Source organism: Acidobacteriota bacterium (assembly GCA_018001935.1).
In the GTDB taxonomy this organism is placed as follows: domain Bacteria; phylum Acidobacteriota; class JAAYUB01; order JAAYUB01; family JAAYUB01; genus JAGNHB01.
The window spans coordinates 1-24,965 of sequence record JAGNHB010000078.1; the positions used below are offsets into that span (position 1 = coordinate 1).

Consider the following 24,965-nt stretch of genomic DNA (forward strand, 5'->3'; position numbering starts at 1 on the left):
GGTTTCATCACCGGGGGGGCGCCCGGCCGCGCCGGGGCCGCCGCTCTCGACGCCTGTCCCTTGATCTCGGAGGTCTCGGAGGAAAAATACTCCAGGATCTGGAGATCGTCCTCGGCCTGGCCGATCCCCTGGCCCGTCTTCCCGCCCAGTTTCCGCTCGGTGGTCGGTTCCGACCGGCGGGGAACGGCGATGTCGGTTTCCAGTTCCTCGTTTCCGAGAATATCCGAGAGGTCTTCCGAAAGGTCGATGGACTCCTCGTCGAGGTCCATCAGGTCCATGCTGGTCTGGGACAACTCGGAGTCGCTGGGGATGTTCAGCTTCCCGGAGAGGAGCCCCGTGGGAAGGTCCATTTCGCGCCGGGAGGGATCGAGGCTGCGCCCCTCCTCCTCGCAGGCGGCGGCTTTCTCGTGCTCCCCGCTGAGGGTGAAGACATTCACCAGGTCGAAGCAGACCGAGGCGGCCGCCCGCAGGTTTCCCTCGTCCTTGTAGAGGTCCTTGAGCTTCTCCCGGAAGACGAAGTCCCCGGGGTCGGCCTTTATCTTCTCCAGGAGCTTGTTCTTGGCCTTCTCCCGGAGGCCGTAGCTCATGAGCAGCTCGATCTCGATGATGGCGTCCGACTCTCGCTTCCCGGCAAAAGCCTTCCCGGACGACAACTCGGCCGTATCCATCTCGAACACCGACGTCCCGGGCAGCTCGAGTTCCTCCTCCTCGTGGGCCCCGATGGGCGTGTAGGGCTCGTCGGGGAACAGGCGCTGGAAGACCTGCTTGTGGAGCTTCTGGAACTTGTCGTTCTTGGGCTCGTAGTTGAGGAGGGTCTCGAGCGTGGCGAGGGCCTTCGGGTTGTCCTGCCGCTCGATCTCCACGTAGACCAGCTTCTCGAGGGTGACGATGTAGTTGTAGTTGTCGGAGATCTTCAGGTAGAAGTCGGCGAGGCGTTCCAGGGCGCCCACGTGCTTGGGGTTCTGCTCCAGGACGACCCGGAAGAACTCCGCGATCCGCGTGTTCTCGCGCCGGCTGAGCAGCTTGACGACCACCCGGTCGAAGATCTCGACGGCCATGTCGAGATTCCGCATCCGGACCGCGGCCTCGGCGAGGTCGCAGAGCAGCATGTACTTGGAGTCGTCGGCCCGGAAGAGGTCGTCGAAGAGGGCCCGGGCCCGGGCCAGGTTCCCCTGGAACATGCTGCTCTGACCCAGCATCTCCTTGACCGCCGCGTTGCCCGGGTCGTTCTGCAGCGCCTTTTCCAGGAACTGGCTGAGGATGGCGAAATCGTGAAGCTCCAGGGCGATCTTGAACAGGAGCTTCAGGGCGTTCATGTGGAAGGGATCGATTTCGAGGGCCTGCTTGATGGCCCCCTGGGCCTGGGCGAAATCCCCCTGCTTGCTGAGGATGGTCGCCGCGGTCTGGTAAGAGTCCCGGGCGTTTTCCATCAACCCCAGCTGGATGCTCAGCCCCGCCAGCTTGACGTGGATGGCGGGGTCGTCCATGGTGAGGTCCCCGAGCTTCTTGAAGACCTGGTAGGCTCTCGGGTAACTCTCCGACTGCAGGTAGGACCGGCCGATCTCGGCGTAGAGTTTCTTGGCCTCGGACTGGATCCCCTCCTTCATGAAGAGGTCGGCCAGGATCTCGGCGTGTTCCATGTTCTTCGGGTCGGCCCGGACGATCTTCCGGTAGATGGCGAGCCCCCGCCCCCAGAAGGACTCGTCGATGAACTTCTGGGCCGCCCGCTTGAAGTACTCGACGGCGTCCGCGGTCCTGTTGATGCTGAGGCAGAGGTCGCCGATGGTGTTGAGAAGGATGGCGTCGCGGGGGTCCTGTTCAAGGAGTTTCTTGTACTCGTTGACGGCCCGGTCGAGCTGCCCCTTCCCGACGAAGAACTGCGCGTTCTTGATGATCTTCTCTTTGTTAACGGCTACCATAACATGCCATTCCTGCCACCGGCCTGAATGTTCTGCGGTGCAGCGGGCAGGGCCCCAGGCGCTTGAGGGCCGCCAGGTGCCGGGCCGTCCCGTATCCCTTGTGCACCTCGAAACCGTACCCCGGGTACTGCGACGCGACCTCCGTCATCCAGCGGTCCCGGGTCACTTTGGCGACGATGGAGGCCGCCGCCACGTTCAGCGACAGCTCGTCGCCCCGGACCATGCTGAACGAGGGCATGGACAAGCCTTCGAGCCTCACCGCGTCGACCAGGACCACGTCCGGTCGCACGGGGCAATTCCCGACGGCTCTTGTCATAGAACAGCGCGTGGCTTCCAGGACGTTCAACCGGTCAACCTCCTCGTTGCCGGCGAAGTCCACGCTCCACGCCGTCGCCCTCAGGACGATCTCCGCCGCGAGTACTTCTCTCCGGGAAGGGGTGAGCTGCTTGGAGTCCCGGATCCCTTCGACCGGCCGGCCGGGGTCCAGGATCACCGCTGCCGTCACCACGGGGCCGGCAAGGGCTCCCCTGCCCACCTCGTCCACTCCCGCCACGAGACGATGACCCTCGCGGTAGAAATCGTCATCGGCCGGGAACTTCCACTGATAGTCAAACAGCGAGTGCATCTGATTCTTTCCACACCCGCATATATTACAACACTTTTTCGGGCCAACTCAAAGAAAATTATTAAAAAAAAACCCGGAACGCGTCCGGGTTGGAAGGGGGTGAAGGGGGAATTCACCGCTCGCGGTGAACTTCCTTGAGGCGGGATGCTTTCCCGCGCAATTCTCTCAGGTAGTAAAGTTTGGCCCGCCGCACCCGGGCGGACCGGATGATCTCGATGCGGTCGATGGTCGGGGTGTGGACCGGGAACGTCCGCTCGACGCCGTACCCGAACGAGACCTTGCGCACGGTGAAGGTCTCACGGACGCCCCCGTGCTTCCGGGAGATGACGACGCCCTCGAAGACCTGGATTCGGAACTTGTCGCCTTCCGGGATCTTCACGTGAACCCGGACGGTGTCGCCGATCCGGAAATCGGGGAGGTCGCCCCGAAGGAATTCCTCATCGATAAAATCTAGCTTCTGCATGGTATAACCTCAACGTTTTATATTTTTTCCCATTTCATCCAACAAATCGGGCCGCTTCTTCCGGGTGTTCTCCAGGGCCATCCGCTCTCTCCACGCGGCGATGCGCTTGTGGTTGCCGGACAGAAGGACCTCCGGCACCCGCGCACCCTCGAAATCCGCGGGGCGGGTGTAGACGGGGCAATCCAGCAACCCGTTCTCGAAGGACTCGTTCACCACGGAGTCCGGGTGACCCACGGCCCCGGGGATCAGCCGGGTCATGGCGTCCACCAGCATCATCGCGGGAATCTCCCCCCCGCTCAGGACGATGTCCGCCGCCGAGATCTCCTCGTCCACGCAGGCATCGACGAAGCGCTGGTCGATCCCCTCGTACCGTCCGCAGACCAGGGCCAACCGCGGCTTCAGCGCCAGCTGGCGGACCTTGGCCTGATCGACCCGGCGCCCCTGCGGGCTCAGGCAGACCACCCAGGGCCGCTCCCCGTCCGACGGGAGGGACCGGACCGCTGCGGTGAGGGGCTCCGGCTTGAAAACCATCCCCTCGCCTCCCCCGAAGGGCCGGTCGTCGACCGTCCGGTGGGCGTCGGTGGTGAAGTCCCTCGGGTTGACGAGGTTCACGCGGATCAACCCGGCCTTGAGGGCCTGGCCGACGATGCCGAACGCGAAGACGCGCTCGAACATTTCGGGGAAGATGGTGAGAATGTCGACGATCATTTCAGCGGTTCAGCGTCCGGAGACCCTCGAAATGATCGATCACCACCACCGTCTCCGCCTCCCGCCGGACCTCCCGCACGAAGCGGTCGACGAAGGGAAGCAGGAAATCCCCGCCGGCGGTTTCGATTTCCAGTTGATCGGCCCCGGGGTTTTCCAGGACGGCCTTGACGCGGCCGACCGGGTTTCCCCCGGCGTCCACGACCCGGGCGCCGATGATCTCGAAATGATAGAACTCCCCGGCATCGGGTTCCCCCAACCGGCTTTTCTCAAAGAACAGCTCGACGTTGCGAAGGCCCTCGGCGGCGTTGCGGTCGGGGACCCCCGCGAAAAGCAGGATCAGGTGATCCTGGTGAGGCCGGCAGGAACGGATCTCCCGATCCTCCGCCCCCTCGCCTTCCCCCAGCCGCACCCGCTGACCGGGCTCGAAAACCCCCGGGGCGTCGCAGTGCGGGATGACGGTGACTTCGCCCTTGATCCCATGCGGCTTGATGATGGTTCCCACGTGAACCAGGGTCTCGTTTCCTCGTTCCACCTTACTCCAGAATCTCCAGTACGAACCGCTTGTGCAGCTTCATCCCGGCCGCCCCGAGGATGGTCCGGACGGCCCGTGCCGTGCGCCCCTGCTTTCCGATGACCTTGCCCAGGTCCACCTGGGCGACCCGGAGTTCCAGTACCGTCGTCTGCTCGCCTTCCACCTCGGTCACGTTAACCTGATCGGGATTGTCCACGAGAACTTTCGCAATCATTTCCAACAACTCTTTCATGGCTTCCTCCTGTCGTATTCCGCTGTTTACCCGGGTCAACCGCCCGCGATGACGTTTACTCGGCCGGAACGGCCGCGGCAGACTTCCGCTGTTTCTCCACCAGGTGACGGACGGTGTCGCTGGGCTGAGCGCCCTGGCTCATCCAGTACTGAACCCGCTCCATGTCCAGGGTGTATTCGGCCTTCTCAGGCTTGGGATTGTAGTGACCGACGATCTCGAGGAACCGCCCGTCACGGGCATTCGATTTTTCAATCACCACCACACGGTAGAAGGGATTTTTCTTAGATCCCTTTCTGGTCAATCGGATAGCTAACAAGGACGACCTCCGTAAAAAAATATCGGCCTGCCATCTAACCATAGTGCCGCCGGAAAAGCAAGGGGTTTTTCGCCGAAAAATCAGGAACGGGGAGATGAAATTGCGTTTGACACCTCCGCGGCCGGTGTGGTATTTTCCTCTTTGCAAAAAATATCTGCGAAGGAGGATTGCATGCAGATCAGCGAAAATCAAGTCGGCTCGGTGCTGGTGCTCCAGATCCGCGGAAAGATCCTGATGGGCGAGGGCAACGTCGCCATCAAGAAGAAGATCCAGGAGAAGGTCAATGCCGGGACCAAGGAGATTGTCCTCGATCTTGCCGATGTTCCATATATCGACAGTTCCGGCCTCGGCGAACTGATCAGCAGCTACACCACCGTCCAGAAGGCCGGGGGCCGGCTGAAGCTCGCCAACCTGACCAACAAGATCGTGGACCTGCTGGCCATCACCAAGCTCGTGACCGTGTTCGAGTACTACGGGTCCGTGGAAGAGGCGGTCGCCAGCTTCAAGTGACGACGTTCGAACCCGCCGGCGTCGGCCGTGCCACGGGGTCCGGCAACGCCGGCCCTCAGGGTTTCTGACGGGCCCAGACACGCTCCAGGGCTTCCCGGACTTCGACGGTTTGCTCTTTCTCCGACGCCCTCCGATAGAATCGGTGGGCGTCGTTGTATTTTTTGAGCCGCTCCGCCACGTGCCCCCGGTAGTACCAGTAGCGGTAGGAATCCCCGAACTGAAGTTCCAGCCCCTCCATCAGGCGCTCGGCGGCCGCCCACCGCTTGAGCCCGATCTCGGCCAGCGCCAGGTTGAAGTGCGCCCCCCCGTAGGTGGGGAAGTTCCGGCAGATGGCCTCGTAGGCGTCGCGGGCCTCGGCGTACCGCTTTTCCCGGAGGGCGGTCGCCGCCGCCTCTTCGCTGAGCATCGCCAGGAAGGCTTTCGCCTGCGTCGCGGAGGGTGACTCCTGCGCCGTCTTGAGGTAGGGGAGGGCCTCGTCGATCCGCCCGAGCTTCACCAGGCTCAGGCCGAGGTACTCCAGGTCCTGGGTCGTCGGCCGGCCACCCCGGGCGACGGGCTCCAGCTCCTTCCGGGCATCGCCGAACCGCCCTTCCTGGAAGTGGATCCACCCCTTCAGCCGGCGGCAGGCCGTCCGGTCGTCGTCGGTCGACAGCCGGCCCTCCGAGCCGTCGAGAAACCGCAGGGCCTGGTCGTATCTCCCCAGGCGGTAGCAGGCCTCCGCGGCGCCGAGCCAGGCGACGCCCTCCTCGCACTTGAGCGCCAGGGCCCGCTCCAGCGCCGTCAGGGCCGTGGCGTAATCCTCGAGCCGGAGGAAGCAGAGCCCGGCGAGCAGGTGGCCGCCGTCCCACTCCGGGTTCCGCTGGATGTCCGGCTGGAGCTGCCGGAGAGCTTCCCCGTACTTCCCCTCCCGGTACAGCGCCAGGGCGGCGTTGTAGTCCCCCCGGCACTCGCACCCCCAGACCAGGGCGGCCAGCAGGATCATCAGGAAAAGGCGTCGCATCGGGCCGCTCCTCCCCGCCCCTCAGGGCGTCCGCGCCATGGAGCCGAAGGCTTCCACCATCTCCGCCAGGATGCGGGCGGCGGCCTGCGCCGGCTCCGCGGCGCCCGTGATGGGCCGCCCCACCACCAGGGCGTCCGCCCCCGCCTGGATGGCGTCGGACGGCGTCGTGACCCGGGACTGGTCGCCGGAATCCGCCCCGGCGGGCCGGATCCCCGGGGTCACCAGGTACACGTCGGGGAACTTCTTCTTCAGCTCGAAGGCCTCGAGCGGCGAGGCCACCAGGCCCCGCAGCCCGGCCTGGTACGCGCCCTCCGCGAGAAGGTCGACCTGGCCGCGCACGTCCCGGGAAAAGCCCAGACCGTGGACGTCCGCCTCCGACAGGCTGGTCAGGATCGTGACCCCCAGCATCCGGGGCACGGGGATGCCGCGCTCCCCGCAGTGCTCCGCCAGGGACCGGACGCAGGCGGAGAGCCCGCGACCGCCGTTGGCGCAGTGGACGGTGAACAGGGCCGCGCCGAGGTCGGCCACGCTCCGGGCCGCGGCGGAGATGGTGTTGGGGATGTCGTGGAGCTTCAGGTCCAGGAACACGTCGGCGCCCGCCTCCTTCACCCGGGCCACGATGGCGGGGCCCTCCTGGATGAAGAGCTGCAGACCGATCTTGAAGCAGCCCACACTGTCACGGGTCTGCTCCACGAGCGTCATCGCCCGGTCCGCGGAGTCCACGTCCAACGCGACGATCAGGCGCCGCCGGATGTCTCCTTCCATCATCTGTGCCATCCCGATGCCTCCCGGTGCAAGCTTTCGTTTCGGACGGGTGATCTTACACGAATTCAGTCGCCGATTCCACCTTTTCGGGGCGATCGGCCCGGGGACCGGCGTCGCCCCGCCGCCGCGGAGGGTTTGCATTCGTCGCCGGAGGCCGGTATAATCCCCCCATGACCGGGTCGAACCTGACATCCCCGCAAAACGTCGCGCAAGGGAGATTTCCCGCGAATAACGCCAATATGCGCGAATATATGACACGAATGATTCCTTATGATGATTGATTTCTGATTCGCGTTCATTCGCGTGATTCGCGGGTAATATTGACTTTTGCGGGGATATCAATCTTCCACAGCGAGGCGACAACATGATCAAACGCCCTCACCTGACGTCAATCCTCTTCCTGGCGGCCTGCCTGGCCCTGCTCTCCGGGTGCGCCCGGAAAGACCCCGGAAACGCCGCGGGCAAACCCGGGGAGTTCGTGTTCGGGATGCTCCTCGTGGGCCCCTGCAACGACAAGGGGTGGAGCGAAGGGTTCCACGCGGCGGGCAAGTACGTGGAAAGCCGGCTCCCCGGGACCCGGATGCTCTACGTCGACAAGGTGAACCCGGCGGACCGCCCCGGCATCACCACCTCCCAACTGGCCGAAGAACTCGTCGCCAAAGGCGCGAAATTCATCGTCTTCAACTCCGACGACATGAAGGACGAGGCCCTGCTCTTCGCCCGGCGCCACCCCGAGATCCCCGTCCTGCACGCGTCCGGCGACACCGCGTGGAAGGAGGGGAAGAACTACCGGGACATCCCCAGCCTGGCCAACTTCATGCCGCGGATCGAGGCGGTCAAGATGATGGCGGGATTCGCCGCCGCCCTGGCGTCGCGGACCGGTAAAATCGGCTACCTGGGCCCCCTCATCAACGACGAGACCCGGCGCCTGGCGGTGGCCGCCTACCTCGGCGCCCGCCACGCCTGGACGAAGGTCCTGGGCAGAGACCCCCGGGACCTGAAGTTCAAGGTCAACTGGATCGGGTTCTGGTTCTTCAAGCCCGGCGAGACGGAGGACCCCACCCAGGTCTCGGAGCACTTCTTCAAGGAGGGCTACGACGTGGTCATCACGGGCCTCGACACCACCGAGAACCTGGTGACGGCCGCCCGGAAGTCGATGCCGGAGAACCCGTGCCGCGCGTTCACCTACGGATACGAAAACGCCGGCGCGGAAGCCCCCGACGTCTGCCTGGGATCCATCTACATGAACTGGGGCCCCGAAATCCTCCGCCAGGTCCAGGCCATCCGGGGGAACCGCTGGAAGGCCGGCTGGGTGTGGCAGGCCCCGGACTACAACGACCTCAACAACCCGGACACCTCGCCGGTGGGGCTCAAACGCGGCCCCGCCCTGAGCGCGGACGTGGGCGCGAAGCTGGACGCCTTCACCCGGGAACTGGCCGGCGGGCTGAACCTGTGGACCGGCCCGCTGCGCTTCCAGGACGGCTCCGTGTTCCTCGGGGAGGGGCAGACCGCCACCGACCTGCAGGTCTGGTACCTGCCGCTCCTCCTGGAGGGGATGGAAGGACAGAGCGTGCCCGGCAAGTGACCATGCTCGAGGTCCTGAACATCACGAAAAGCTGGGGCCCCGTGCGGGCGAACCGCGACATCACCCTCACGGCCGCGCCGGGGACCGTCCTCGGGGTCCTCGGCGAGAACGGCGCCGGGAAGAGCACGCTGGGGAAGGTCCTGTCGGGTTTCGTCCGGCCCGACGCGGGCGAGGTCCGGCTGGACGGCCGCAGGGTCACGCCGGGCTCCCCCGCGGCCGCCCTGTCGGCCGGGGTCGGCATGCTCCACCAGGACCCCCTGGACTTCCCGCCCCAGACCGTCCTCGAGAACTACCTGGCCGGACCGGGGACAGGTTTTTTCCTCCGCCAGAAGACAGCCCGGGCCGAGCTTCGCCGGTCGGCCGCCGACCTCGGTTTCGACCTGGACCCCGGCGTCCCCGTCGGGGACCTCACGGTGGGCGAACGCCAGCAACTGGAAATCCTGCGCCTCCTCCGCACCGGCGTCCGGGTGCTGATCCTCGACGAACCCACCACCGGGATCAGCGCCGCCCAGGGCGAAGCGCTGGCGCGCGCGGTGAGGTCCCTGTCGGCCCGGGGGGTCACCGTCCTCCTCGTTTCACACAAGCTCAAGGAAGTCCAGGACTTGTGCGACAGGATCGCCGTGCTCCGGGACGGGGCCCTCCAGGGCGTGCTCGACCCGCCCTTCGACACGGCGACCCTGGTGCGCCTCATGTTCGGCCGGGACGCCTTCCCCGCCGAGTCGACGCCCCCCCGGTCGGGCCCGCCCCTCCTTCGCCTGCGGGGCCTGACCCTCGACGGGGGCCGCCTGAGGGCCGGACCCGTGGACCTCGACCTCGCGGAGGGGTCCATCACCGGTCTCGCCGGAATGGACGGGAGCGGCCAGGGCCTTTTCCTGCGGGCCTGCGCCGGGCTCCTCCCCGCGAGCGCCGGCACCGTCGAGGTCCACGACGGGAGCGGTTTCCGGCCCTCGCCGCCCCGCTCCCTGCGCGCCCGGGCGGTGTTCTGCCCGGCCGCCCGGCTCGACGAGGGGATCTTCCCCGGGATGACCGTCGCCGAGCACCTCGCCCTCGCGACCCCGCGGGCCGCGTTTTTCCGGCGGCCAACCGCCGGGGACGACGACGCCCGGGCGGCGATCGAGCGGTTCGGGATCCGCGGGCAGCCGGGCACGGACGCCGTGGCCCTCTCCGGGGGGAACCAGCAGAAGCTGCTCCTGGCCATGCTGCCGGAAAAAGCCCGGCTCCTCTGCCTCGAGCACCCCACCCGGGGCCTGGACCTGGAGGCCGCCGCCCAGGTCCGGCGGCACCTGTCGGACCGGGCCGCGAAGGGGGCCGCCATCCTCTTCAGTTCCGCGGACCTGGACGAGGTCCTGGGGTTTTCGCACCAGGTCCTGGTCTTCTTCGCGGGCGCCGTGCGGGGGCCTTTCCCGGCCGCGTCCCTCTCGGTCGGGCAGCTGGGGCGGATGATGGGGGGCGCCGGTGAGTGAAGCGACGCCGAACCCCCTCCCGGCCCTCCCCCGGAAGGCCGCCGCCGCGCTCCTCACCGGGGGGGTCACGGCGGCGTGCGCCCTCGGCCTGGCGGCCCTGCTCCTCTTCCTCGAGGGCGTCGACCCCTCGGAGGTTTTCCTGGAAATCCTCGACGGCGCCTTCGGGTCCTTCACCGGCCTCTGCCTGACCCTTCACGCCTGGGTCGCCGTCCTGATCGCGGTCGGCGGCCTGTTGATCGCCTTCGCGGGACGCCTGTGGAACATCGGGATGGAGGGGCAGATCTGCATGGGGGCCATCGCCGCCGTGGGCGTCATGCGCGCGCTGGACGCCGCCGGGTCCCCCCCCGGGGTCGTCGTGGCCTCCGCCCTCGCGGCGGGGGTCCTGGGCGGGGCCTTCTGGGCCGCCCTGGCGGGCGTGCTCAAGACCGCCGCGAAGGTGCACGAGATCTTCGGTGGCCTCGGCCTGAATTTCATCGCCATGGCCCTGGCGGTCTGGCTGGTCTTCGGGCCCTGGAAACGGCCGGGGATCGGCTCCATGAGCGGGACGGAACCGTTCCCGGACGCCTTCTCCCTCCCGACGTTCCCCGGGACCGGCCTGAGCCCCTGGACCCTGGCCTTCGGGGCCGTGGTGTTCACCCTCGCCCTGGTCCTCCTGTACCGGACGCGGTTCGGCCTCCGGCTCCGGGCCGTCGGGATCAACGCCCGGGCCGCGGACCGCCTCGGGCTGGACAGCGCGTTCCACCTCCAGGCGTCCCTGGCGCTCTGCGGGGCCGCGGGGGGCCTGCTGGGGGCCCTCCAGGTGACCGTGGTCCACCACAAGCTGATCCCCGCCATCTCGGGCGGGTACGGCTACCAGGGCCTCCTGGTGGCGATCCTCGCCGCCTACCGCCCCCTCCCCGCGCTCGGGGCCGCCTTCTTCTTCGCGGCCGCCAACGTGGGCGCCGTTCGGCTCCCCATCGTTTTCCAGCTGGACTCCACCTTCGCCGGCGTGCTCACCGGGGCCGTGGTCCTCACCGTCATGGCCGGCGTGGGGATACGGCAGCGCCGGGCGGAGCGCACCCCCGAGCCGGGAGGCGCCGTATGGACGCCCTGAACCTGCTCGACGGGCTGGCGGCAGCCACGGCCCAGGCCGTCCCGGTGGCGCTCGCCGCCGTCGGGGAAACGGTCGGCGAGCGGGCCGGGGTGGTGAACCTCTCCCTGAACGGGACCGTGATCCTCTCGGCGTTCACCGCCTTCGCCGCGGCCCGGGCCACCGGCAGCCTCGCCGCCGGATTCCTGGCCGGGGCGCTGGTGGGGGCCGCCTCGGGCGCGCTGGCCGCGTGGCTCGGGGATTTCCTCCGCCGGTCCCCGCTGGCGGCCGGCTGCGTGCTCACCTTCCTCTTCAAGGACGTCGCCTACTTCGTCGGGGCGCCCCTGCTGGGCCAGACCGGGCCGCAGGTGCCGGGGTGGCCCGTGCCGGGGCTGTGCGAGCTCCCCGTGGTCGGCCCCCTCCTCTTCAGCCACGACCTGGCGACCTACGCCGGGTACGGGCTGATCCTCCTGGTTTCAGGCTGGCTGCTCCACACCCGGCCCGGCCTGGCGGTCCGCTGTGTCGGCGAAAACCCGCGGGCGGCCCACGCGCGGGGGATCGGCGTCCGCCGGGTCCGCCTGCTCGCGGCCCTGGCGGGCGGGGCCCTGGCCGGCCTGGCGGGCCCCGTTTACGCCCTCTCCCTCAAGCCCGGCTGGAAGGGCCCCCTCTCCGGGCTCGACGGCATCGGCTGGATCGCCCTGGCGCTGACGGTCTTCGGGGGCTGGCACCCCGTCCGCGCCCTGGCCGGGGCCTGGGTGTTCGCCTTCGTGCAGTGGCTGGGGATCGCCCTGCAGCCCTCCCTGTCCGGTTTCCCCTCCCAGGTGTTCTCCGTGATCCCCTTCCCGCTCATGATCGGCATGATGGTGCTGGTGAACCTCGCGGGTTCGGAGGCCCTCCTCCGGTTTTCCCGGCGCCTCCCGGGGCCCGCCCGCCGCCTCTGCCGCCGCCTCGGGCGACTCACGCACTGGCAGCCCCCCGCCGGCCTGGGGCGATCCTTCCGGCCGGAGTAGCCCCCCCGCCCGGACCGGGTTTCACCCCGGCGTCCCCCCGCCGGGCCCCTTCCCCGCCGACTTCGATTTCCGCCCGTTTCGGCGGAACTTTTTACTTGGCGTTTCGGCCGGATTGACCGATAATTTCCTCGACGATGTCACGTGCGGGCAGGGAGCGGGGGGAAGGCCATGTCTTTCAGCAGCCTCAACAACCTGACCGGGTTCACGTCCCGTCGGGACTGTGCCCCCGACGAGAACCACCGCGGGGAACTCCTGGACCGCATCTCCCCCGTCGGGTCCGTCGGGTCGCACCGGCGCCCGGGACAGTCCACCCTGCCGGAGCGGAGCGGGGAGCGTTCGAAAATCCTGTCCACCAACCAGGTGTGCCGCAACATCGCCGACGGCATCGGTTACCTGCAGACGGCGGACGACGCCATGGCCCGGATCACCCGGGTCCTCCAGCGGGCCATCGATCTGCTCCGGGAGGCCCTCACCACGGGGGACGTCTCCCACCTGCCCGTGGTCAACCTGGAGTACGCCCGGATCCGGCACGAGATCGGCCGCTTCGAGAGCAACACCCTCTACAACGGCATCGACGTCTTCGGAACGGTCCTCCGGGTCAACATCGGCGATGCGCCCCACTCCCGGGCCATCTCGGTGGACACCACGCGGTGGTTCCTCTCCCCCGCGGACATGGGGCTCAGCGCCGGGATCTTCGACCTGGCCGACGCCCCCGTCGAACTGGAGAACCTCGACGGGGCCCTGGCCGCCATCAACCGCCACCGCGCCAAAGCCGCCCGGTTCATCGCCTGCCTGGGCGCCTCCCAGGAGGTCCTCCTGGCCCAGTCCGCCGAGAAGGCCGCGGAAGTCCCCGCGGTCGGCGACCCGGCCTCCGCGAGGAAGACCGCGGCGGAAGCCGTCCGGCTCATGACGGGGCACCCCGGTCTTTCCACGGCCGCCCAGGCCAACCTGAAGATGGCGGAAACCCTGGTCCTGTTCCAGTGGCCGCGAAGCGTGCTACCCGAAAACCGGCCCTGAAATGGGCGCAACCTTGCCGGGGGGACCCATGAACGGCACCGCTCGCGAACACATGGAAAGCAGGCTCCGGACCGCCACGCCGCTCGAGATGGTGGTCATCGTCTACGAAGGGATCATCCACTTCCTGGTGGAAGGCCGCATCGCCATGCAGGCCTTCCAGGTCGAGAAGAAGACCAACGCGCTGAACCGGGCGAGCCGGTTCATGGCCGAACTCCAGTTCTGCCTCAACCTGGAGAAGGGGGGGGAGGTCGCCCTGCACCTCGCGGGGCTCTACGACTACTGCCAGAAGCGCTTGATGGAGGCCAACCTCCGGAATTCCGTCGAGATCGTGGACGAGGTCCTCGCGCTGGTCCGGAACCTCCTCGACGCCTGGTCCCGCCTCTCCCGCGCCGGCAACGCCGCCCCCGGCGCCCTTCCCCCGGACCCGCCGGCCGCGGAAAAGCGCTATTAGGCACTTTCGCGGCTGCGTTCTTACCAACATGTTGTCGTTTCCGGTTGCCTTCCCAGGCCACTTTTACCGGGCGAAGTCCCGGAAAAAGCGTAGTCCCTTCGAAGTAAGATCTTTGGCAAATTAGCAAGATTTGAGATCGACGTTGGGCTCCCACCGCTTTCAGAGCGGGGAAACCCGATGCGGGGACGGAGGAGGGAATCCCGGCAGCGTCGTCCGGCATGCCCCGGGGCTAAAATGCCCCGCTTGTGCCGATCCGGGTCCGGAATCGACGTATCCGGTCTCTCGCAAAGACGTCCGGACGCAAAGCCTCGCAAAGGAATCCCCCTTTTCCGCTTCCGGCTTTGCGAGGCTTGGCGTCTTTGCGCCTTTGCGAGAGCTTGAGACCGCCTGCTTTATATTCTGGAGTGTCCGAATGATCCGGTACATCCGTGTCCATCCGTGTCCATCCGTGTTCATCCGTGGTTTTTTCCCGGATTATCCGGGTCAGGACACCGGCAATGAAAGAGCTGTTACACAGATTGAACTCCTGACGGAGTTCGGGAGCGACGGCCGCCCCGCGCTTGCGGAACCTCCCCCCGTAGGCTATAGTGTCTTTTTGCGGCCCCGGGGCCGCCGTGTTCGAGGAGACGCCATGAGCCTTCGCAAATACTGGGCGATCCCCGCCATCGCCCTCATGACCGTCGTCATGTCCACCCTGGCCGTGCTCTCGACCCTCCTCTCCGGAAAAGGGAGGCTCCAGCACGGCTGCGCGCGGTTGTGGGCCCGTTTCATCCTGCGGGTCTCCGGGGTCCGGTGGCGGGCGGAGGGGCTCGGGAGGCTCCCGGCGGACCGCCCCTGCATCCTCATGAGCAACCACCAGAGCAACATGGACATCCCCATCCTGCTCACCGCGCTCCCGATCCCGTTCCGCTTCCTCGCCAAGGAGTCCCTCTTCCGGATCCCCTTCCTGGGGTGGTACCTCCGCCGTTGCCGCCACATCCCCATCCACCGCGAGGACCCCCGGAAGGCCGTCCGCAGCCTGCGGGACGCCGCCGAGAAAATCCGGGGCGGGGTCTCGGTGCTGGTGTTCCCCGAGGGGACCCGCAGCGAGGACGGTCACCTGCAGGAGTTCAAGAAGGGCGGCTTCCTCCTGGGGACCTTCTCGGGCGCCCTCCTCGTGCCCGTCGCCATCGCCGGGAGCCGGCAGGTCCTCCCCAAGGGGTCCTCCGACCTGCGGTCCGGGAAGGTCTCCCTCGCCGTGGGCGAGCCCCTCGACGCGGCGGGGGCGTCCTCCCGGGACGCCGACCGGCTGATGGACGAGATGCGCCGGCGCATCGAGGAGACCTTCCGACGGGCTTCGGGGGCACCCGATGCCCGCTGAACTCCGGATCGACTCCCCCCGTTACGAGACGGCGGTGCGCATCGTCCGCCGGCTCCGGGACAACGGCTACGCCGCGCTCCTGGCCGGGGGCGTCGTGCGGGACGCCCTCATGGGGCGGGCGCACGAGGCGGACATCGACATCGCCACCGCCGCCCCGCCCGACGCGGTGATGCGGCTCTTCCCCCGGCACGCCGCCGTGGGGGTCAACTTCGGGGTGGTCATCGTCGTCGAGGACGGCCACCCCTTCGAGGTGGCCACCTTCCGGAGCGACGACGCCTACCTCGACGGGCGCCGGCCCGTCCGCGTGAGCTACACCACGCCCGAGGAAGACGCGGCGCGCCGGGACTTCACCTTGAACGGCCTCTTCTACGACCCGCTGGAAGACCGGCTCCTCGATTTCGTGGGCGGCGCCGCGGACATCCGCGCCCGCGTCATCCGCGCCATCGGCAACCCGGAGGACCGCTTCGCCGAGGACCACCTGCGGATCCTGCGGGCGATCCGGTTCGCCGCGCGGCTCGACTTCGGGATCGACCCCGCCACCTGGTCCGCCATCCGGAACCGGGCCGGCACGCTCACGCGGATCTCCCGGGAGCGCATCCGGGACGAGCTGGTCAAGTCCCTCACCCGGCCGGGCGCGGGGCGGGCCCTGCGCCTCTTCCTCGAAGCGGGGGTCCTGGCGGTGATCCTGCCCGAGGCCGCCGCCATGGCGGGGGTGAATCAGCCCGAGGCCTTCCACCCCGAGGGGGACGTCTTCACCCACACCTGCCTGATGTACGACCACGCGGTCTACCCCCTCACCACGGAACTGGCCCTGGGGATCCTCCTGCACGACGTGGGGAAGCCGCCCACCTACCGCGAGGCCGCCGACCGGATCCGCTTCGACGGCCACCCCGAGACCGGCGCGCGGATGGCCCGGCGCATCCTGGAGCGGCTGAAGTTCAGCCGGGCGGAGACCGAGACCGTCGAGGCCCTCGTCCGCGAACACCTCCGGTTCATCCACGTGAAACAGATGCGCCCGTCCACCCTCAAGCGCTTCCTCCGGATGAGCGATTTCGGGGCCCACCTCGAACTGCACCGCCTCGACTGCCTGGCCTCGCACCGGGACCTCTCCCACCACGCCTTCTGCGCCGAGCGCCTGGCCGAACTGGGCGCCGAGGCGCTCCGCCCCCCGCCCCTCCTGGGGGGCGACGACCTGATCGCACTGGGGCTGACCCCGGGCCCGCGCTTCAAGGCGATCCTGTCCGAACTGGAGGACCTCCAGCTCGAGGGGCGTCTCACCACGCGCGACGAAGCGCTGGACCACGTGCGCGCGAGCCACCTGCACTGATCGCGCTGCGCCGGCAAACGGGGCGCTGATCGCGTCTGCGGAGTGCGGCGCGCAGGCCGCCGGGGCGGTGACCGCGTCTGCGGAGTGCGGCGCGAAGGCCGCCGGAGCGCCGCTTTGCCCGCGCCGCGCAGGCCGCCGGAGCGGCGCGGCCCCCAACGAGGCGAGCTTCCGGACCCTTCGGCCGCATCCCTGGCGATCCGCTTTTCTCTGCGTGCTTTGCGCTTTTGCGAGATCCGGATCAGGACCGGCGCCCGCAAAAAGTCGCGAAAGGGGGATTTCCCGTGAATAACACGAATTTACGCGAATTTATAACACGAATAATATCTAATGATTATTGATTTCTGATTCGCGTTCTTTCGCGTGATTCGCGGGCAAAACAGGACTTCTTGCGGGGTCGTCAATTCTCTTTTTTCAAAGACTGCCGTCATCCCGGCAGCCGCCCCTCCCGCCCTTCCATCCGCGCCACCCACAGCGTGGCGGTGATGTCGCCCGTCACGTTGAGGACGGTGCGGCCCATGTCGAGGAGGCGGTCCACGCCGAGGATCATGGCGATCGCGTCGGGGGGCACGCCCACGGTGGAGAGCACCATCATGATCATGGGGAGCGAGGCCCCCGGGACCCCCGCCGTGCCGACGGCCATCAGGACCGCCAGCAGCACCACCAGCGCCTGCTGGCCCAGGGTGAGGGTGATCCCGAACACCTGGGCCAGGAAGAGGACGGTCACCCCCTCGTAGAGGGCCGTGCCGTTCATGTTGAGGGTGGCGCCGAGGGGAAGGACGAAACCCGCGAGGTCCGGCGAGACGCCCAGCTCCTCCTCGGTCACCTTGAGGGTGGTGGGGAGCGTGGCGTTGCTGGAACTGGTGGAGAAGGCCGTCACCATCACCACGGTGATCTTCCGGAAGAAGCGCACGGGGCTCACCCGGGCCCCGAAGCGGGCCACCAGGCCGAAGAACCCGAACTGGAAGAGGACGTAGCCGGCGAAGACCGTCGCCACGTAGACCGAGAGCTTCTGGAGAACGGGGAGGCCGAAGCGGGCGGTCACGCTGAAGATCAGGGCGGGCACCGCCAGCGGGGCGAGCTTCATGATGAAGCCCACCAAGGTGATCATGACCTCCGAGAGGCTCTCCAGGAAGGAGAGGACGGGGCGCGCCTTGTCGGGTTTCACCCGGGTGAGGGCGATCCCCAGCACGAGGGCGAAGAAGATCACCGCCAGCATGTCGCCCTCCACCATGGCGGCGAAGGGGTTGCGGGGGATGATCCGGACGAGCAGGTCGCCCACGGTGGCGTCCCGGGCCGAAAACCCCTTCGCGGTCTCCGTCAGGGTGCCCCGGTACTCGTCCAGGAGCCGCTGCTGCACGGCGGGGTCGAAGCCGTCCCCGGGGCGGACCAGGTTCACCAGGACCAGCCCCGTGACCACCCCCGCGGCGGTGGTCCCCAGGAAGATGAGCAGGGTCTTGAGGCCGATCCGGCCGATGCGCTTCGTGTCGCCGAGCTTGGCCACCCCGACCGCCAGGGTGGACAGGACCAGGGGGACCACGGTCATGAAGAGGAGGCGCAGGAAAACCTGCCCCGCGGGCACCGTCACGTAGCGGACCAGGGCGTCGACCCGCTCGGCGGCGCCCGGCAGCCGGGCGGCGAGGAGGTTGGCGGCCACCCCCGCCAGGGCGCCGAGGGCCAGGCCGTAGAGAATCCGGACGTGCAGCGGTTTCCTTCCCATCCGCTCCTGTCGGCCCGACGGGGCGCCGGGTTTCGCCGAGGGGTCTCGCGGGGCGCGACGCCTCCCGCGGGTTCACGATAGCAGAAAAACCCGGGCGGGACAACGCCTTTCCCCCGGCGCGGCCCCCCGGGGCGCCGCCCGAAAAAAAACCGGCGCCCGCGGGGGCGCCGGTGAGGCTTCGCGGGGTGAGCGGCGCTCAGGACCCGCTGAACGCTTTCGGTTTGCGGGGGATGGAGTCGCCGAAGTTCTCGACCACCTGCTTCCCCTGGCTCGAGAGGATCCCGGCTTTGCCCGCCAGGTCCAGGGCCGTGGCGAAGGCCGTGCGGCGCGTCTCGACCTCGGGGCTGACCTTGTCGAACTCCGCCTGGGCCTTCTCCAGCCGGGCCTGGGCGGCGGCCCGCTGCGCGTCGGTCCCCGCGCGGTTGTACTCCTCGAGGGCGGGGGTGTACAGGCGGTCGCGGAGGGCGATGATCTTCTTCTCCGACTCCCGGAAGGCGGCGTAGAGTTCGGCGATGTCCTTCATCGCCTTGTCGGCGTCGGGGCCCAGGTTGGGATTGAACCAGGGCCGGATGGCGTTCCGGGTTTTCTCCAGGAGGGCGGGCCCCTCCGCCGCGGTTTCCGCGGGCGCCGGAGTGGACGTCTCCGTCTTCTTTGCCGCCTCGGCGGCGGACTGCTGTTTCACCACCTCGATCCGCTGGACCAGGTCCCGCGTGTCCAGGGTGGCTTCCGGCCGGGAGGGCGGCTTGTCCTGCGCCCCGGACCGGATGACGCCCAGTGCGGCGAACAGGGCCGTCACCAGGAGGAGGGGCAGTGCCCATCGTTTACGCTTCATGATCGAACCTCTCGTGATCAGGGAGGCGGGCGGCGGGGGCCGCCCGCCCCGGGCTCAGTGCAGCTCGCGCCAGTACTGGTTCAGGACCTGGACAGCCTGCGTGGGGTTCATGTCGTAGGTCAGGTTGCCCGCCCCGAACTCGCTGAAGGCGCCGGACGTGGACGAGTAGCCGAAACCCTTCATGTCCCCGGTCCCCACGTCCACCCAGCCCTCGCCGCGGGCCCCCTTGTGGAAGGCGGAGGCGCGCCCGTAGAAGACGCCGCCGATGCCCAGGTCGGTGGGCTGCCCGCTGGGGAAGTAGGCGCCGTTGTAGAGGTCGAGGACGTAGGCCGACGACTTGCCGCCGCCCACCGTGTGGTTGACGGGGTCGCAGGTGATCCCGGGGGTGGCGTTGGGGAAGAACTTGTAGGAGGTCCCGGCCATCCAGAACTTCACCTGGGTCCCCACCTGCTGGGCGAAGACGGTGGGCCGGAAGAAGGTGCTCTCCCCTTCCGAGGCGCTGGGCATCTGGAAATAGAAGCCCTTGCCGGTGCCCGTCAGGGAGAAGGAGGACGAGGTCCCCGAGGACACGGCGAGGTCGCCGGCCAGCACGTTGCCGCTCCCGCAGTTCTCGTCCACCAGGCAGTAGTAGACCCCCGGCAGGCGGTTGGCGTAGACCACCGGCGCCGCGTCGAGGTCGACGGGGGCGCCGTACTCCGAGAAGGTGACGAGGGTGCGCTTGCCGACGCCGGTGACGCTGAACTCGGCCACGTCGGGGTTGCAGTAGATGGGGGTGCCGTTCTTGTTGGTGAAGAAGAGGCCGAAGGTGGAGTTGGCGGGGTTGGCGGCGTCCACGTCGATCTTGTAGAGGTGCCCCTTGTAATCGCCGAAGTAGATGGAGTCGACGAAACTGTCATTGTCGGAGGGCGAATCGAACATGACCGGGGGGGCGAAGAGGCAGTTGGCCACCGAGGAGACCAGCTTGGTGGCGTCCGCGCCGAAGATGGTGGTGGAGCCGTCGTTGAGGTCCCACTGCTTGATGGTGGCCCCCGTGTCCAGGTCCAAGAACCAGAGGGTCTTGCCCTTGCCGGGCTCGGACGGGGGCTTCAGGTCGAAGCCGGAGCCGACGGCGGCGATCCAGCGGCCGTGGGGGTACCCGCCGACGGGGGGCCCGAACTGGCCGATGGCGGGGACCGACCAGGTCTCGCCGCAGGGCTTGGACACGGAGCCGCTGAAACGCCAGGCGACGGTGGGCGGGGTGAAGGCGTCAGGGGACCCGGTGGCGCCGATGGCGCTGGTGACGTCGAGGCAGTAGTACTCCTCGCCCCCGCCGCCCAGGCCGAACATGCAGTAGGTCCGCCAGGGGTTGGAGGTCAGGTTCTTCCGCAGCGTGGCCGCCTTGAGGGGGGACGCGACGTAGTAGTAGTGGGGCCGCCGGTTGTAGATGCGGGCGCCGTAGACGTCCGGCTGGCCCTGGTTGGCGAAGTTGCCGCTCCCGTAGAGTTCGCGGTAGAGCTTGGGCGTCGTGGAGGCGTCGCCCTTCAGGAAAGCGTAGGGGATCAGCGCCCAGATCTCCTTGCCCGTGACCGCCGAGAAGCAGTGGATCATCCCGTCGTTGGCCCCCATGAGGATCATGGGGCAGCGGTTCTTCAGGGTCTCGCTCTTGGCCCAGGTCTGGTACTCGGCGGTGCTGAAGGCGTCGGGGTTCGGCGGGCCGATGAAGACCGGGGTGCAGAAGGTGATGGGGCCCAGGGGCATCCGCCGGACGTAGTTGATGAACTGGTCCATCTCCGTGTTGCTCAGGGCGCTCAGGCCCGTGAGCGAGCGGATCTGGGACCGCTTCTGCGTGGTGAACTCCAGCACGTTGTTGCCGGCGTCGGAGAAGTAGACCTTCCGCGCGTCGGGGTCCGCGGAGATGTCGGCCAGGAGGACGTCGGCGGCGTCCCACAGCTTGTACGGGGAGTTGCGGGAGAAGTCGGTGAGGAAGTCGATCTTGTTGTTGGGGTCGGAGGCGTTCACCGTCAGGGCCTGGAAGGCCCGGAGGTGACCGGAGAAGGTGGGGGCGAAAGTCGTCCCGGCCTTGTAGACCACGTTCTGCATCTTGACGTTGGCCGGCATGGTGGCCGGCCAGGTGCGGGCGTTGGGCGGGACGAAGCCGAGGATCGGCTCGCTGTCGCCGCTGATCTCGGTGCCCGTCTGCCCGATGGCGTTCATGAGGGCCTCGAGGAGCTGGGCCTCGTTGTCGGCGAAGTAGGCCTGGTTGGTGCCGCCCGCCACGGCGATGGTGTTGAGGGTGGCCTTGTCGCCGGCGGACTGCATGCCGAACCCGACGACGAAGGTCTTCATCTTGTGGGTGTTCCAGAGGGTCGCCGCGGCGGTGGTGGGGCCGGTCCCGCAGTTGCTCACCCCGTCGGTCAGGAGCAGTATGTCGTTCTCGCGGCACGCCGCGTAGCGGTCCAGCTGCGCCTCGGTGGGGCTGAGGGAGTACATGCTGTCGGTGGCGATGTTGTAGCAGTAGGGGAGCTGGTTGCCGCCCCCGAGGTTCTTCCCCATGACGTACATGAGCATCGACTGCATGGAGTAGCCGATGGGGGTGTTGCCGTACGCGTCGAACTCGGTCAGGAAAGGGGTCCCCGTGCTACCGCAGGTGACGGCCGCCGGCGGGGTGCGGGCCCACACCCGGTCGCACCAGTTCCGGATGTCCGGCCGGTTGTCGTAGCCGGCGTCCACGCTGGACTTGAACCACTGCTCGGGGTCGGGGTCCACCGCGGTGGTGGTCCCCGGGACGTGGTAGATGGGGGTGAGCATCCGGTCGCGGTTGGTGCCGGTGGTACAGTTGTTCCGGGCGAAGACCCAGGTGTCGTAGACGGGGGACGTCGTCTGGTAGAGCGCGGTGGTGGGTTTGCCGGAGGCTCTGTAGTTGCCCGCGATGGAGCGGTAGCTCACCCGGTTGGACGAGGTGTTGCAGTAGATCCACAGCGACCACCGGGCGCGGATGGTGTTGCGCGACATCAGCCCCGTGATGGCCCGCTTGGTGATGTAGATCTTGGAGGCGGAGTTCCAGCCCAGCAGGTCGAAATTGGAGCACTGCCCGCCGCTGGCGCCGTTGGGGGCGCAGGACATGGACCCCGAGGTGTCCACCAGGAAGTGGAGGTTGGGTGGGAGCACCCGGCCGACGGGGTCGTTCGGGTCGTAGACGGGCTGGTTCTGCCCGTCCTGGGCGGGGGCCAGGGCGGCCAGGGCGGCCAGCGCGATGCAGAGCGAAACGAAGCGGATGATCTTCATGGTTGCCTCCTCGGTTAAAACGTCCGCTGGGAACTGATGTTGCCCGACCCGCCCCCGAAGGAGTCGATGGTGGTGTCCATCATGGGCATCTTCACCATGAACTCCTGCTCGAGGATGCGCCGCGAGGCGGGGATCGCCCGGGCGTTCACCCCGGTGCTGTACCCCCCGCCGGTGTAGTTCGCGTAGCCGATGCTGCGGATCATGAAGATCCCGTCCGCCTCGATCGGCTTGCCGGTGCCGTCCACCTCGGTGGGGTCGTTGTTCTGGATGTAGAGTTCGTAGCGGTGCGAAGCGTCCAGCACGCCGATCACGTGCACGGGGCTGGAGAGGGAGAGGTTGGTGAACTTGTAGCCGAGGACCGCGCCACGGTAGATGGGGACGCCGGTCTGGCCCCCCGCCGCCTGGTACATGGCGGTGATCTGGTCCTTGTTGCTGAGGGATCGCAGGAGCCGCTGGGCGTGGGCCAGCCCCGCCTCGGCGGTGTGGAAGGCCTCGCGGCCGAAGGCCTCGTTGCGGGTGACGAAGACCTCCGTGGTGGTGATGAGGATCACTCCGGAAGCCAGCAGGGAGAGGGCCATGATGATGAGGAGCACGATGACCATGGCCACGCCCCGCCGGTTGGGTTTCGGGATTCGGTTCGACATGGGTTTCCTCCTTGGGGGTCGTTGCGCGCCGCGTCAGCTCTGCGGGGGGCGCATGTTGCGCAGGTAGACGATCTCCTGGTACACCTCGCGGTACATCGGGGCGCCGCTGACGACGCCGGCGGCCCGGTCCTCGATGGCGGGGCGCTGGTAGTAGATGCTCCCGCCGATGTTGCGGCCCGCGATGGCCTCGGGGACCATGGGGGTTCGCCCCACCAGGGTGATCCGCATCCCCCGGAGAAAGGCCAGCTGGCTCTTGTTGGCGATGAGGTTCTGGAAGTTGCTGTTCATCCACTCCGAGGCCTCCATGACCCCGTTGTTGTTGGTGTCGAGCCAGAGGGCGACCTGGAGGTCCTCCACGTACTCGGCCACCAGCTCGGGGTAGGAGTTGACGGAGCGCACCTCGCGCCGGTAGAGCCGCGGGATGCCGTCGGCCAGGCTCGCGTCGATGAAGTACTCCCAGATCCGGATCTTGTACAGGACGGAACCGGAGGGGTACGGGTAGCTCAGGCCGTTGGGCGGGTTGATGCCGCCGCTCGTGTTCCCCGGGTTGATGGTGATCTCGGTGAAGGGGTTTCCCGTGGTGGGGTTCTGGATGGTGGTGGGGACCAGCAGGTCGGCGTGGATGGCGGCATTGGGGTCCAGCGGGTTGCCCACGAGGTTCGCGTCGGTGATGATTAGCAGGTCGCCCTCCTCGAACTGGGCCCCGGTCAGCTTGATGGACTTGATCTGGGAGGAGGGCGGGTTGTAGTCGGCGTAGAGGCGGGCGTCGTTGATGATGTCGGGGTCGGCGATGCGGACCCGGTCGGGGAGGCCGGCGTCGTAGCCGGTGTACTGCCCCAGGTTGGACCCCGCCGAGGCGAAGGGCGTCCAGTTGGTGTTGGTGCACTCCAGCATGGAGAAGGCGTAGGCGCCCACCGCCGAGATCTGGGACCACTTGCTGAAGGCCCCGATGGCGCGCAGGTCGCCGGCCATCGCGTTGACGGCGTAGCGCAGGTTCGACCGCAGGGTGGCCCGGAGCACCTCCGACGTGGTGACGCGCTGGTTCTGCACGAAGGCCGCCGTGGCGGCGACGATGATGATGGAGACCAGGAGGAGGGTGATGATGGCCTCCACCAGGGAGAACCCGCGGGAGGAGCGGCGGGGTCGGGACGGGGTCGTGGTGTTCATGGTGCCTCCTTGCTCAGTTGCTGCGGTACCGGAAGGTGACCACCGTCACCCCCGCGATGTTGGGGTCGGCGCCGAGCGTTGCGGCGTAGGTGGTGGTGTACTTCACCCGGACCTCGACCCGGACGAGCCGCAGGCTGCCCCCGCTGGGGTTGGTCAGCCCCGAGTCGGTCACGACGGCCACGGCATTGTACAGCGCCTTGTCGTACTGCATGCCGGGGCCGGAGGTGGTCAGCCCGAGCTGCGTCTCCGGGTCGATGGTGCCCGGCTGCAGCAGCGGGCTGTCGTCGGGCAGGAGCATCATCATCTCGGTGATACGGCCGGACAACTGGGACAGGCCGGTGACGCTCGCCGCGGTGCCGTTGTTGCGGAGCGACCGCAGGAAAACGTCCGCCACGCCCAGCATGGCCACGGAGAGGATCACCATGGCGACCAGGGCGGTGATGAGGGAGAGACCCTTTCGGTTGAACCTGCGCGCCGGTCTTTTCATTTGTGCCTCCTTGCGCGAAGTCGACAAGATGTATGCAAATTCGATGCCTGAGAGCCCGGATTCGAAAAAATGCTGACGTTGCTGGGGTTGAACCCGGGCTCCTTCCCCGGGAGCCGGGAAGGGATGTAACTTTTTGTTACCGCGAAGGCTGCCGGGGCGGGGAGTGCGCCCGTGGAGTGCGGCGCGAAGGCTGCCGGAGCGCCGCTTTGCCCGCGCCGCGCAGGCCGCCGGAGCGGCGCGGCCTCAACGCAAGCCGTGCGCCTTTCGGAAGGGGGAAAAGGGGAGCGGCGAAAGGACGAAGGGACCCAAAGGACCAAAAGGACCAAAAGAACAGACAAACCAACGGGTTAGCAGAGGGGCTCATGGCGGGCGCGGAGAGGCGGGCTTGGCGCGCGAGCAGGGCGTGGAGGCGGGCCATGGCGGGCAGGTGACAACGGGCGGCGGGGGCCGGCAGAAGGCGGCGGGTGGCGGCTGAGGGCGGCGGGGGGCGGCAGAAGGCGGC

At 67.9% G+C, this 24,965-nt stretch carries 24 protein-coding genes; 9 read left to right on the top strand and 15 right to left on the bottom strand.

The annotated features are described in order from the left end of the window. The 7 genes from KA419_19250 to rpsP form a co-directional block, all read right to left on the bottom strand. On the bottom strand, positions 1 to 1,919 hold a 1,919-nt coding region (locus KA419_19250; protein MBP7868073.1), incomplete at its 3' end, for a tetratricopeptide repeat protein. Beyond that, positions 1,906 to 2,544 (bottom strand): ribonuclease HII, encoded by a 639-nt coding sequence (locus tag KA419_19255; GenBank protein MBP7868074.1) that lies wholly within the window; start codon positions 2,542 to 2,544, stop codon positions 1,906 to 1,908. The genes KA419_19255 and KA419_19250, both read right to left, overlap by 14 nt. A gap of 112 nt (positions 2,545 to 2,656) precedes the next feature. After that, entirely contained in the window at positions 2,657 to 3,007 is a 351-nt protein-coding gene (gene rplS, locus KA419_19260; GenBank protein ID MBP7868075.1) for a 50S ribosomal protein L19, read from the bottom strand. Positions 3,008 to 3,016: 9 nt separating this feature from the next. Beyond that, on the bottom strand, positions 3,017 to 3,715 hold the full coding sequence (gene trmD / locus KA419_19265) for a tRNA (guanosine(37)-N1)-methyltransferase TrmD (protein ID MBP7868076.1): 699 nt from the start codon (positions 3,713 to 3,715) through the stop codon (positions 3,017 to 3,019). Position 3,716: 1 nt separating this feature from the next. Continuing rightward, positions 3,717 to 4,247, bottom strand: a complete 531-nt coding sequence (gene rimM / locus KA419_19270; protein MBP7868077.1) for a 16S rRNA processing protein RimM — start codon at positions 4,245 to 4,247, stop codon at positions 3,717 to 3,719. A gap of 1 nt (position 4,248) precedes the next feature. Further along, the gene (locus tag KA419_19275; GenBank protein MBP7868078.1) at positions 4,249 to 4,479 is read right to left on the bottom strand and encodes a KH domain-containing protein; all 231 of its coding nucleotides are present in this window, start codon (positions 4,477 to 4,479) and stop codon (positions 4,249 to 4,251) included. A 55-nt stretch (positions 4,480 to 4,534) separates the two neighbouring features. Further along, complete coding sequence (gene rpsP, locus KA419_19280) at positions 4,535 to 4,837, bottom strand: 30S ribosomal protein S16 (GenBank protein MBP7868079.1); 303 nt, start codon at positions 4,835 to 4,837, stop codon at positions 4,535 to 4,537. A gap of 129 nt (positions 4,838 to 4,966) precedes the next feature. On the opposite strand from rpsP, the gene KA419_19285 reads away from it, so the two are divergent. Continuing rightward, positions 4,967 to 5,305, top strand: coding sequence for an STAS domain-containing protein (locus KA419_19285; protein MBP7868080.1), 339 nt, complete (start codon positions 4,967 to 4,969; stop codon positions 5,303 to 5,305). Positions 5,306 to 5,360: 55 nt separating this feature from the next. Here the strand turns inward: KA419_19285 and KA419_19290 are convergent, their stop codons facing one another. Then, complete coding sequence (locus tag KA419_19290; GenBank protein MBP7868081.1) at positions 5,361 to 6,305, bottom strand: tetratricopeptide repeat protein; 945 nt, start codon at positions 6,303 to 6,305, stop codon at positions 5,361 to 5,363. 21 nt (positions 6,306 to 6,326) lie between these two features. Beyond that, positions 6,327 to 7,058 (bottom strand): orotidine-5'-phosphate decarboxylase, encoded by a 732-nt coding sequence (gene pyrF / locus KA419_19295; protein MBP7868082.1) that lies wholly within the window; start codon positions 7,056 to 7,058, stop codon positions 6,327 to 6,329. A gap of 376 nt (positions 7,059 to 7,434) precedes the next feature. Between pyrF and KA419_19300 the strand changes: the two genes are divergently transcribed. The 8 genes from KA419_19300 (at position 7,435) to KA419_19335 (ending at position 16,352) form a co-directional block, all read left to right on the top strand. Continuing rightward, positions 7,435 to 8,655, top strand: a complete 1,221-nt coding sequence (locus KA419_19300; protein ID MBP7868083.1) for a BMP family ABC transporter substrate-binding protein — start codon at positions 7,435 to 7,437, stop codon at positions 8,653 to 8,655. A gap of 2 nt (positions 8,656 to 8,657) precedes the next feature. Further along, positions 8,658 to 10,118, top strand: a complete 1,461-nt coding sequence (locus KA419_19305; protein MBP7868084.1) for an ATP-binding cassette domain-containing protein — start codon at positions 8,658 to 8,660, stop codon at positions 10,116 to 10,118. After that, the gene (locus KA419_19310) at positions 10,111 to 11,211 is read left to right on the top strand and encodes an ABC transporter permease (GenBank protein ID MBP7868085.1); all 1,101 of its coding nucleotides are present in this window, start codon (positions 10,111 to 10,113) and stop codon (positions 11,209 to 11,211) included. Before KA419_19305 ends, KA419_19310 begins: the two co-directional genes overlap by 8 nt. Beyond that, entirely contained in the window at positions 11,199 to 12,197 is a 999-nt protein-coding gene (locus tag KA419_19315; GenBank protein MBP7868086.1) for an ABC transporter permease, read from the top strand. The genes KA419_19310 and KA419_19315 overlap by 13 nt, the downstream gene beginning before the upstream one ends. Positions 12,198 to 12,365: 168 nt before the next feature. Further along, on the top strand, positions 12,366 to 13,214 hold the full coding sequence (locus tag KA419_19320; GenBank protein ID MBP7868087.1) for a hypothetical protein: 849 nt from the start codon (positions 12,366 to 12,368) through the stop codon (positions 13,212 to 13,214). Positions 13,215 to 13,242: 28 nt separating this feature from the next. Then, positions 13,243 to 13,665 (top strand): flagellar export chaperone FliS, encoded by a 423-nt coding sequence (gene fliS, locus KA419_19325; protein ID MBP7868088.1) that lies wholly within the window; start codon positions 13,243 to 13,245, stop codon positions 13,663 to 13,665. Between the two features lie 631 nt (positions 13,666 to 14,296). Then, positions 14,297 to 15,025: a 1-acyl-sn-glycerol-3-phosphate acyltransferase gene (locus KA419_19330; GenBank protein ID MBP7868089.1), complete on the top strand. Its 729-nt coding sequence runs from the start codon at positions 14,297 to 14,299 to the stop codon at positions 15,023 to 15,025. Further along, entirely contained in the window at positions 15,015 to 16,352 is a 1,338-nt protein-coding gene (locus KA419_19335) for a CCA tRNA nucleotidyltransferase (protein ID MBP7868090.1), read from the top strand. The genes KA419_19330 and KA419_19335 overlap by 11 nt, the downstream gene beginning before the upstream one ends. A gap of 424 nt (positions 16,353 to 16,776) precedes the next feature. On the opposite strand, the gene KA419_19340 is transcribed toward KA419_19335, so the two are convergent. The 6 genes from KA419_19340 to KA419_19365 all read right to left on the bottom strand — a co-directional run bounded on the left by KA419_19340 (position 16,777) and on the right by KA419_19365 (position 24,463). Continuing rightward, entirely contained in the window at positions 16,777 to 18,069 is a 1,293-nt protein-coding gene (locus tag KA419_19340; GenBank protein ID MBP7868091.1) for a dicarboxylate/amino acid:cation symporter, read from the bottom strand. 196 nt (positions 18,070 to 18,265) lie between these two features. Next, positions 18,266 to 18,901: a hypothetical protein gene (locus KA419_19345; protein ID MBP7868092.1), complete on the bottom strand. Its 636-nt coding sequence runs from the start codon at positions 18,899 to 18,901 to the stop codon at positions 18,266 to 18,268. A gap of 54 nt (positions 18,902 to 18,955) precedes the next feature. After that, positions 18,956 to 22,165 carry a VWA domain-containing protein gene (locus KA419_19350; protein MBP7868093.1) on the bottom strand — a complete coding sequence of 1,070 codons (3,210 nt, stop codon included), beginning with the start codon at positions 22,163 to 22,165 and terminating at the stop codon, positions 18,956 to 18,958. A gap of 14 nt (positions 22,166 to 22,179) precedes the next feature. Beyond that, the gene (locus KA419_19355; protein MBP7868094.1) at positions 22,180 to 22,809 is read right to left on the bottom strand and encodes a hypothetical protein; all 630 of its coding nucleotides are present in this window, start codon (positions 22,807 to 22,809) and stop codon (positions 22,180 to 22,182) included. A gap of 33 nt (positions 22,810 to 22,842) precedes the next feature. Beyond that, entirely contained in the window at positions 22,843 to 23,976 is a 1,134-nt protein-coding gene (locus KA419_19360; protein MBP7868095.1) for a prepilin-type N-terminal cleavage/methylation domain-containing protein, read from the bottom strand. A 13-nt stretch (positions 23,977 to 23,989) separates the two neighbouring features. After that, the gene (locus KA419_19365) at positions 23,990 to 24,463 is read right to left on the bottom strand and encodes a hypothetical protein (GenBank protein MBP7868096.1); all 474 of its coding nucleotides are present in this window, start codon (positions 24,461 to 24,463) and stop codon (positions 23,990 to 23,992) included. Between the last annotated feature and the right edge of the window lie 502 nt (positions 24,464 to 24,965).

Bases quoted from the DNA above. Each gene is read 5' to 3' on its own strand.
- KA419_19300 (MBP7868083.1), top strand. From the start codon at position 7,435: ATGATCAAACGCCCTCACCTGACGTCAATCCTCTTCCTGGCGGCCTGC.
- KA419_19335 (MBP7868090.1), top strand. From the start codon at position 15,015: ATGCCCGCTGAACTCCGGATCGACTCCCCCCGTTACGAGACGGCGGTG.
- fliS (MBP7868088.1), top strand. From the start codon at position 13,243: ATGAACGGCACCGCTCGCGAACACATGGAAAGCAGGCTCCGGACCGCC.
- KA419_19320 (MBP7868087.1), top strand. From the start codon at position 12,366: ATGTCTTTCAGCAGCCTCAACAACCTGACCGGGTTCACGTCCCGTCGG.
- KA419_19285 (MBP7868080.1), top strand. From the start codon at position 4,967: ATGCAGATCAGCGAAAATCAAGTCGGCTCGGTGCTGGTGCTCCAGATC.
- KA419_19345 (MBP7868092.1), bottom strand. From the start codon at position 18,901: ATGAAGCGTAAACGATGGGCACTGCCCCTCCTCCTGGTGACGGCCCTG.
- KA419_19255 (MBP7868074.1), bottom strand. From the start codon at position 2,544: ATGCACTCGCTGTTTGACTATCAGTGGAAGTTCCCGGCCGATGACGAT.
- KA419_19330 (MBP7868089.1), top strand. From the start codon at position 14,297: ATGAGCCTTCGCAAATACTGGGCGATCCCCGCCATCGCCCTCATGACC.
- KA419_19275 (MBP7868078.1), bottom strand. From the start codon at position 4,479: ATGAAAGAGTTGTTGGAAATGATTGCGAAAGTTCTCGTGGACAATCCC.
- KA419_19360 (MBP7868095.1), bottom strand. From the start codon at position 23,976: ATGAACACCACGACCCCGTCCCGACCCCGCCGCTCCTCCCGCGGGTTC.
- KA419_19305 (MBP7868084.1), top strand. From the start codon at position 8,658: ATGCTCGAGGTCCTGAACATCACGAAAAGCTGGGGCCCCGTGCGGGCG.
- trmD (MBP7868076.1), bottom strand. From the start codon at position 3,715: ATGATCGTCGACATTCTCACCATCTTCCCCGAAATGTTCGAGCGCGTC.
- KA419_19290 (MBP7868081.1), bottom strand. From the start codon at position 6,305: ATGCGACGCCTTTTCCTGATGATCCTGCTGGCCGCCCTGGTCTGGGGG.
- KA419_19365 (MBP7868096.1), bottom strand. From the start codon at position 24,463: ATGAAAAGACCGGCGCGCAGGTTCAACCGAAAGGGTCTCTCCCTCATC.
- KA419_19315 (MBP7868086.1), top strand. From the start codon at position 11,199: ATGGACGCCCTGAACCTGCTCGACGGGCTGGCGGCAGCCACGGCCCAG.
- KA419_19340 (MBP7868091.1), bottom strand. From the start codon at position 18,069: ATGGGAAGGAAACCGCTGCACGTCCGGATTCTCTACGGCCTGGCCCTC.
- KA419_19350 (MBP7868093.1), bottom strand. From the start codon at position 22,165: ATGAAGATCATCCGCTTCGTTTCGCTCTGCATCGCGCTGGCCGCCCTG.
- rplS (MBP7868075.1), bottom strand. From the start codon at position 3,007: ATGCAGAAGCTAGATTTTATCGATGAGGAATTCCTTCGGGGCGACCTC.
- KA419_19355 (MBP7868094.1), bottom strand. From the start codon at position 22,809: ATGTCGAACCGAATCCCGAAACCCAACCGGCGGGGCGTGGCCATGGTC.
- rpsP (MBP7868079.1), bottom strand. From the start codon at position 4,837: ATGGTTAGATGGCAGGCCGATATTTTTTTACGGAGGTCGTCCTTGTTA.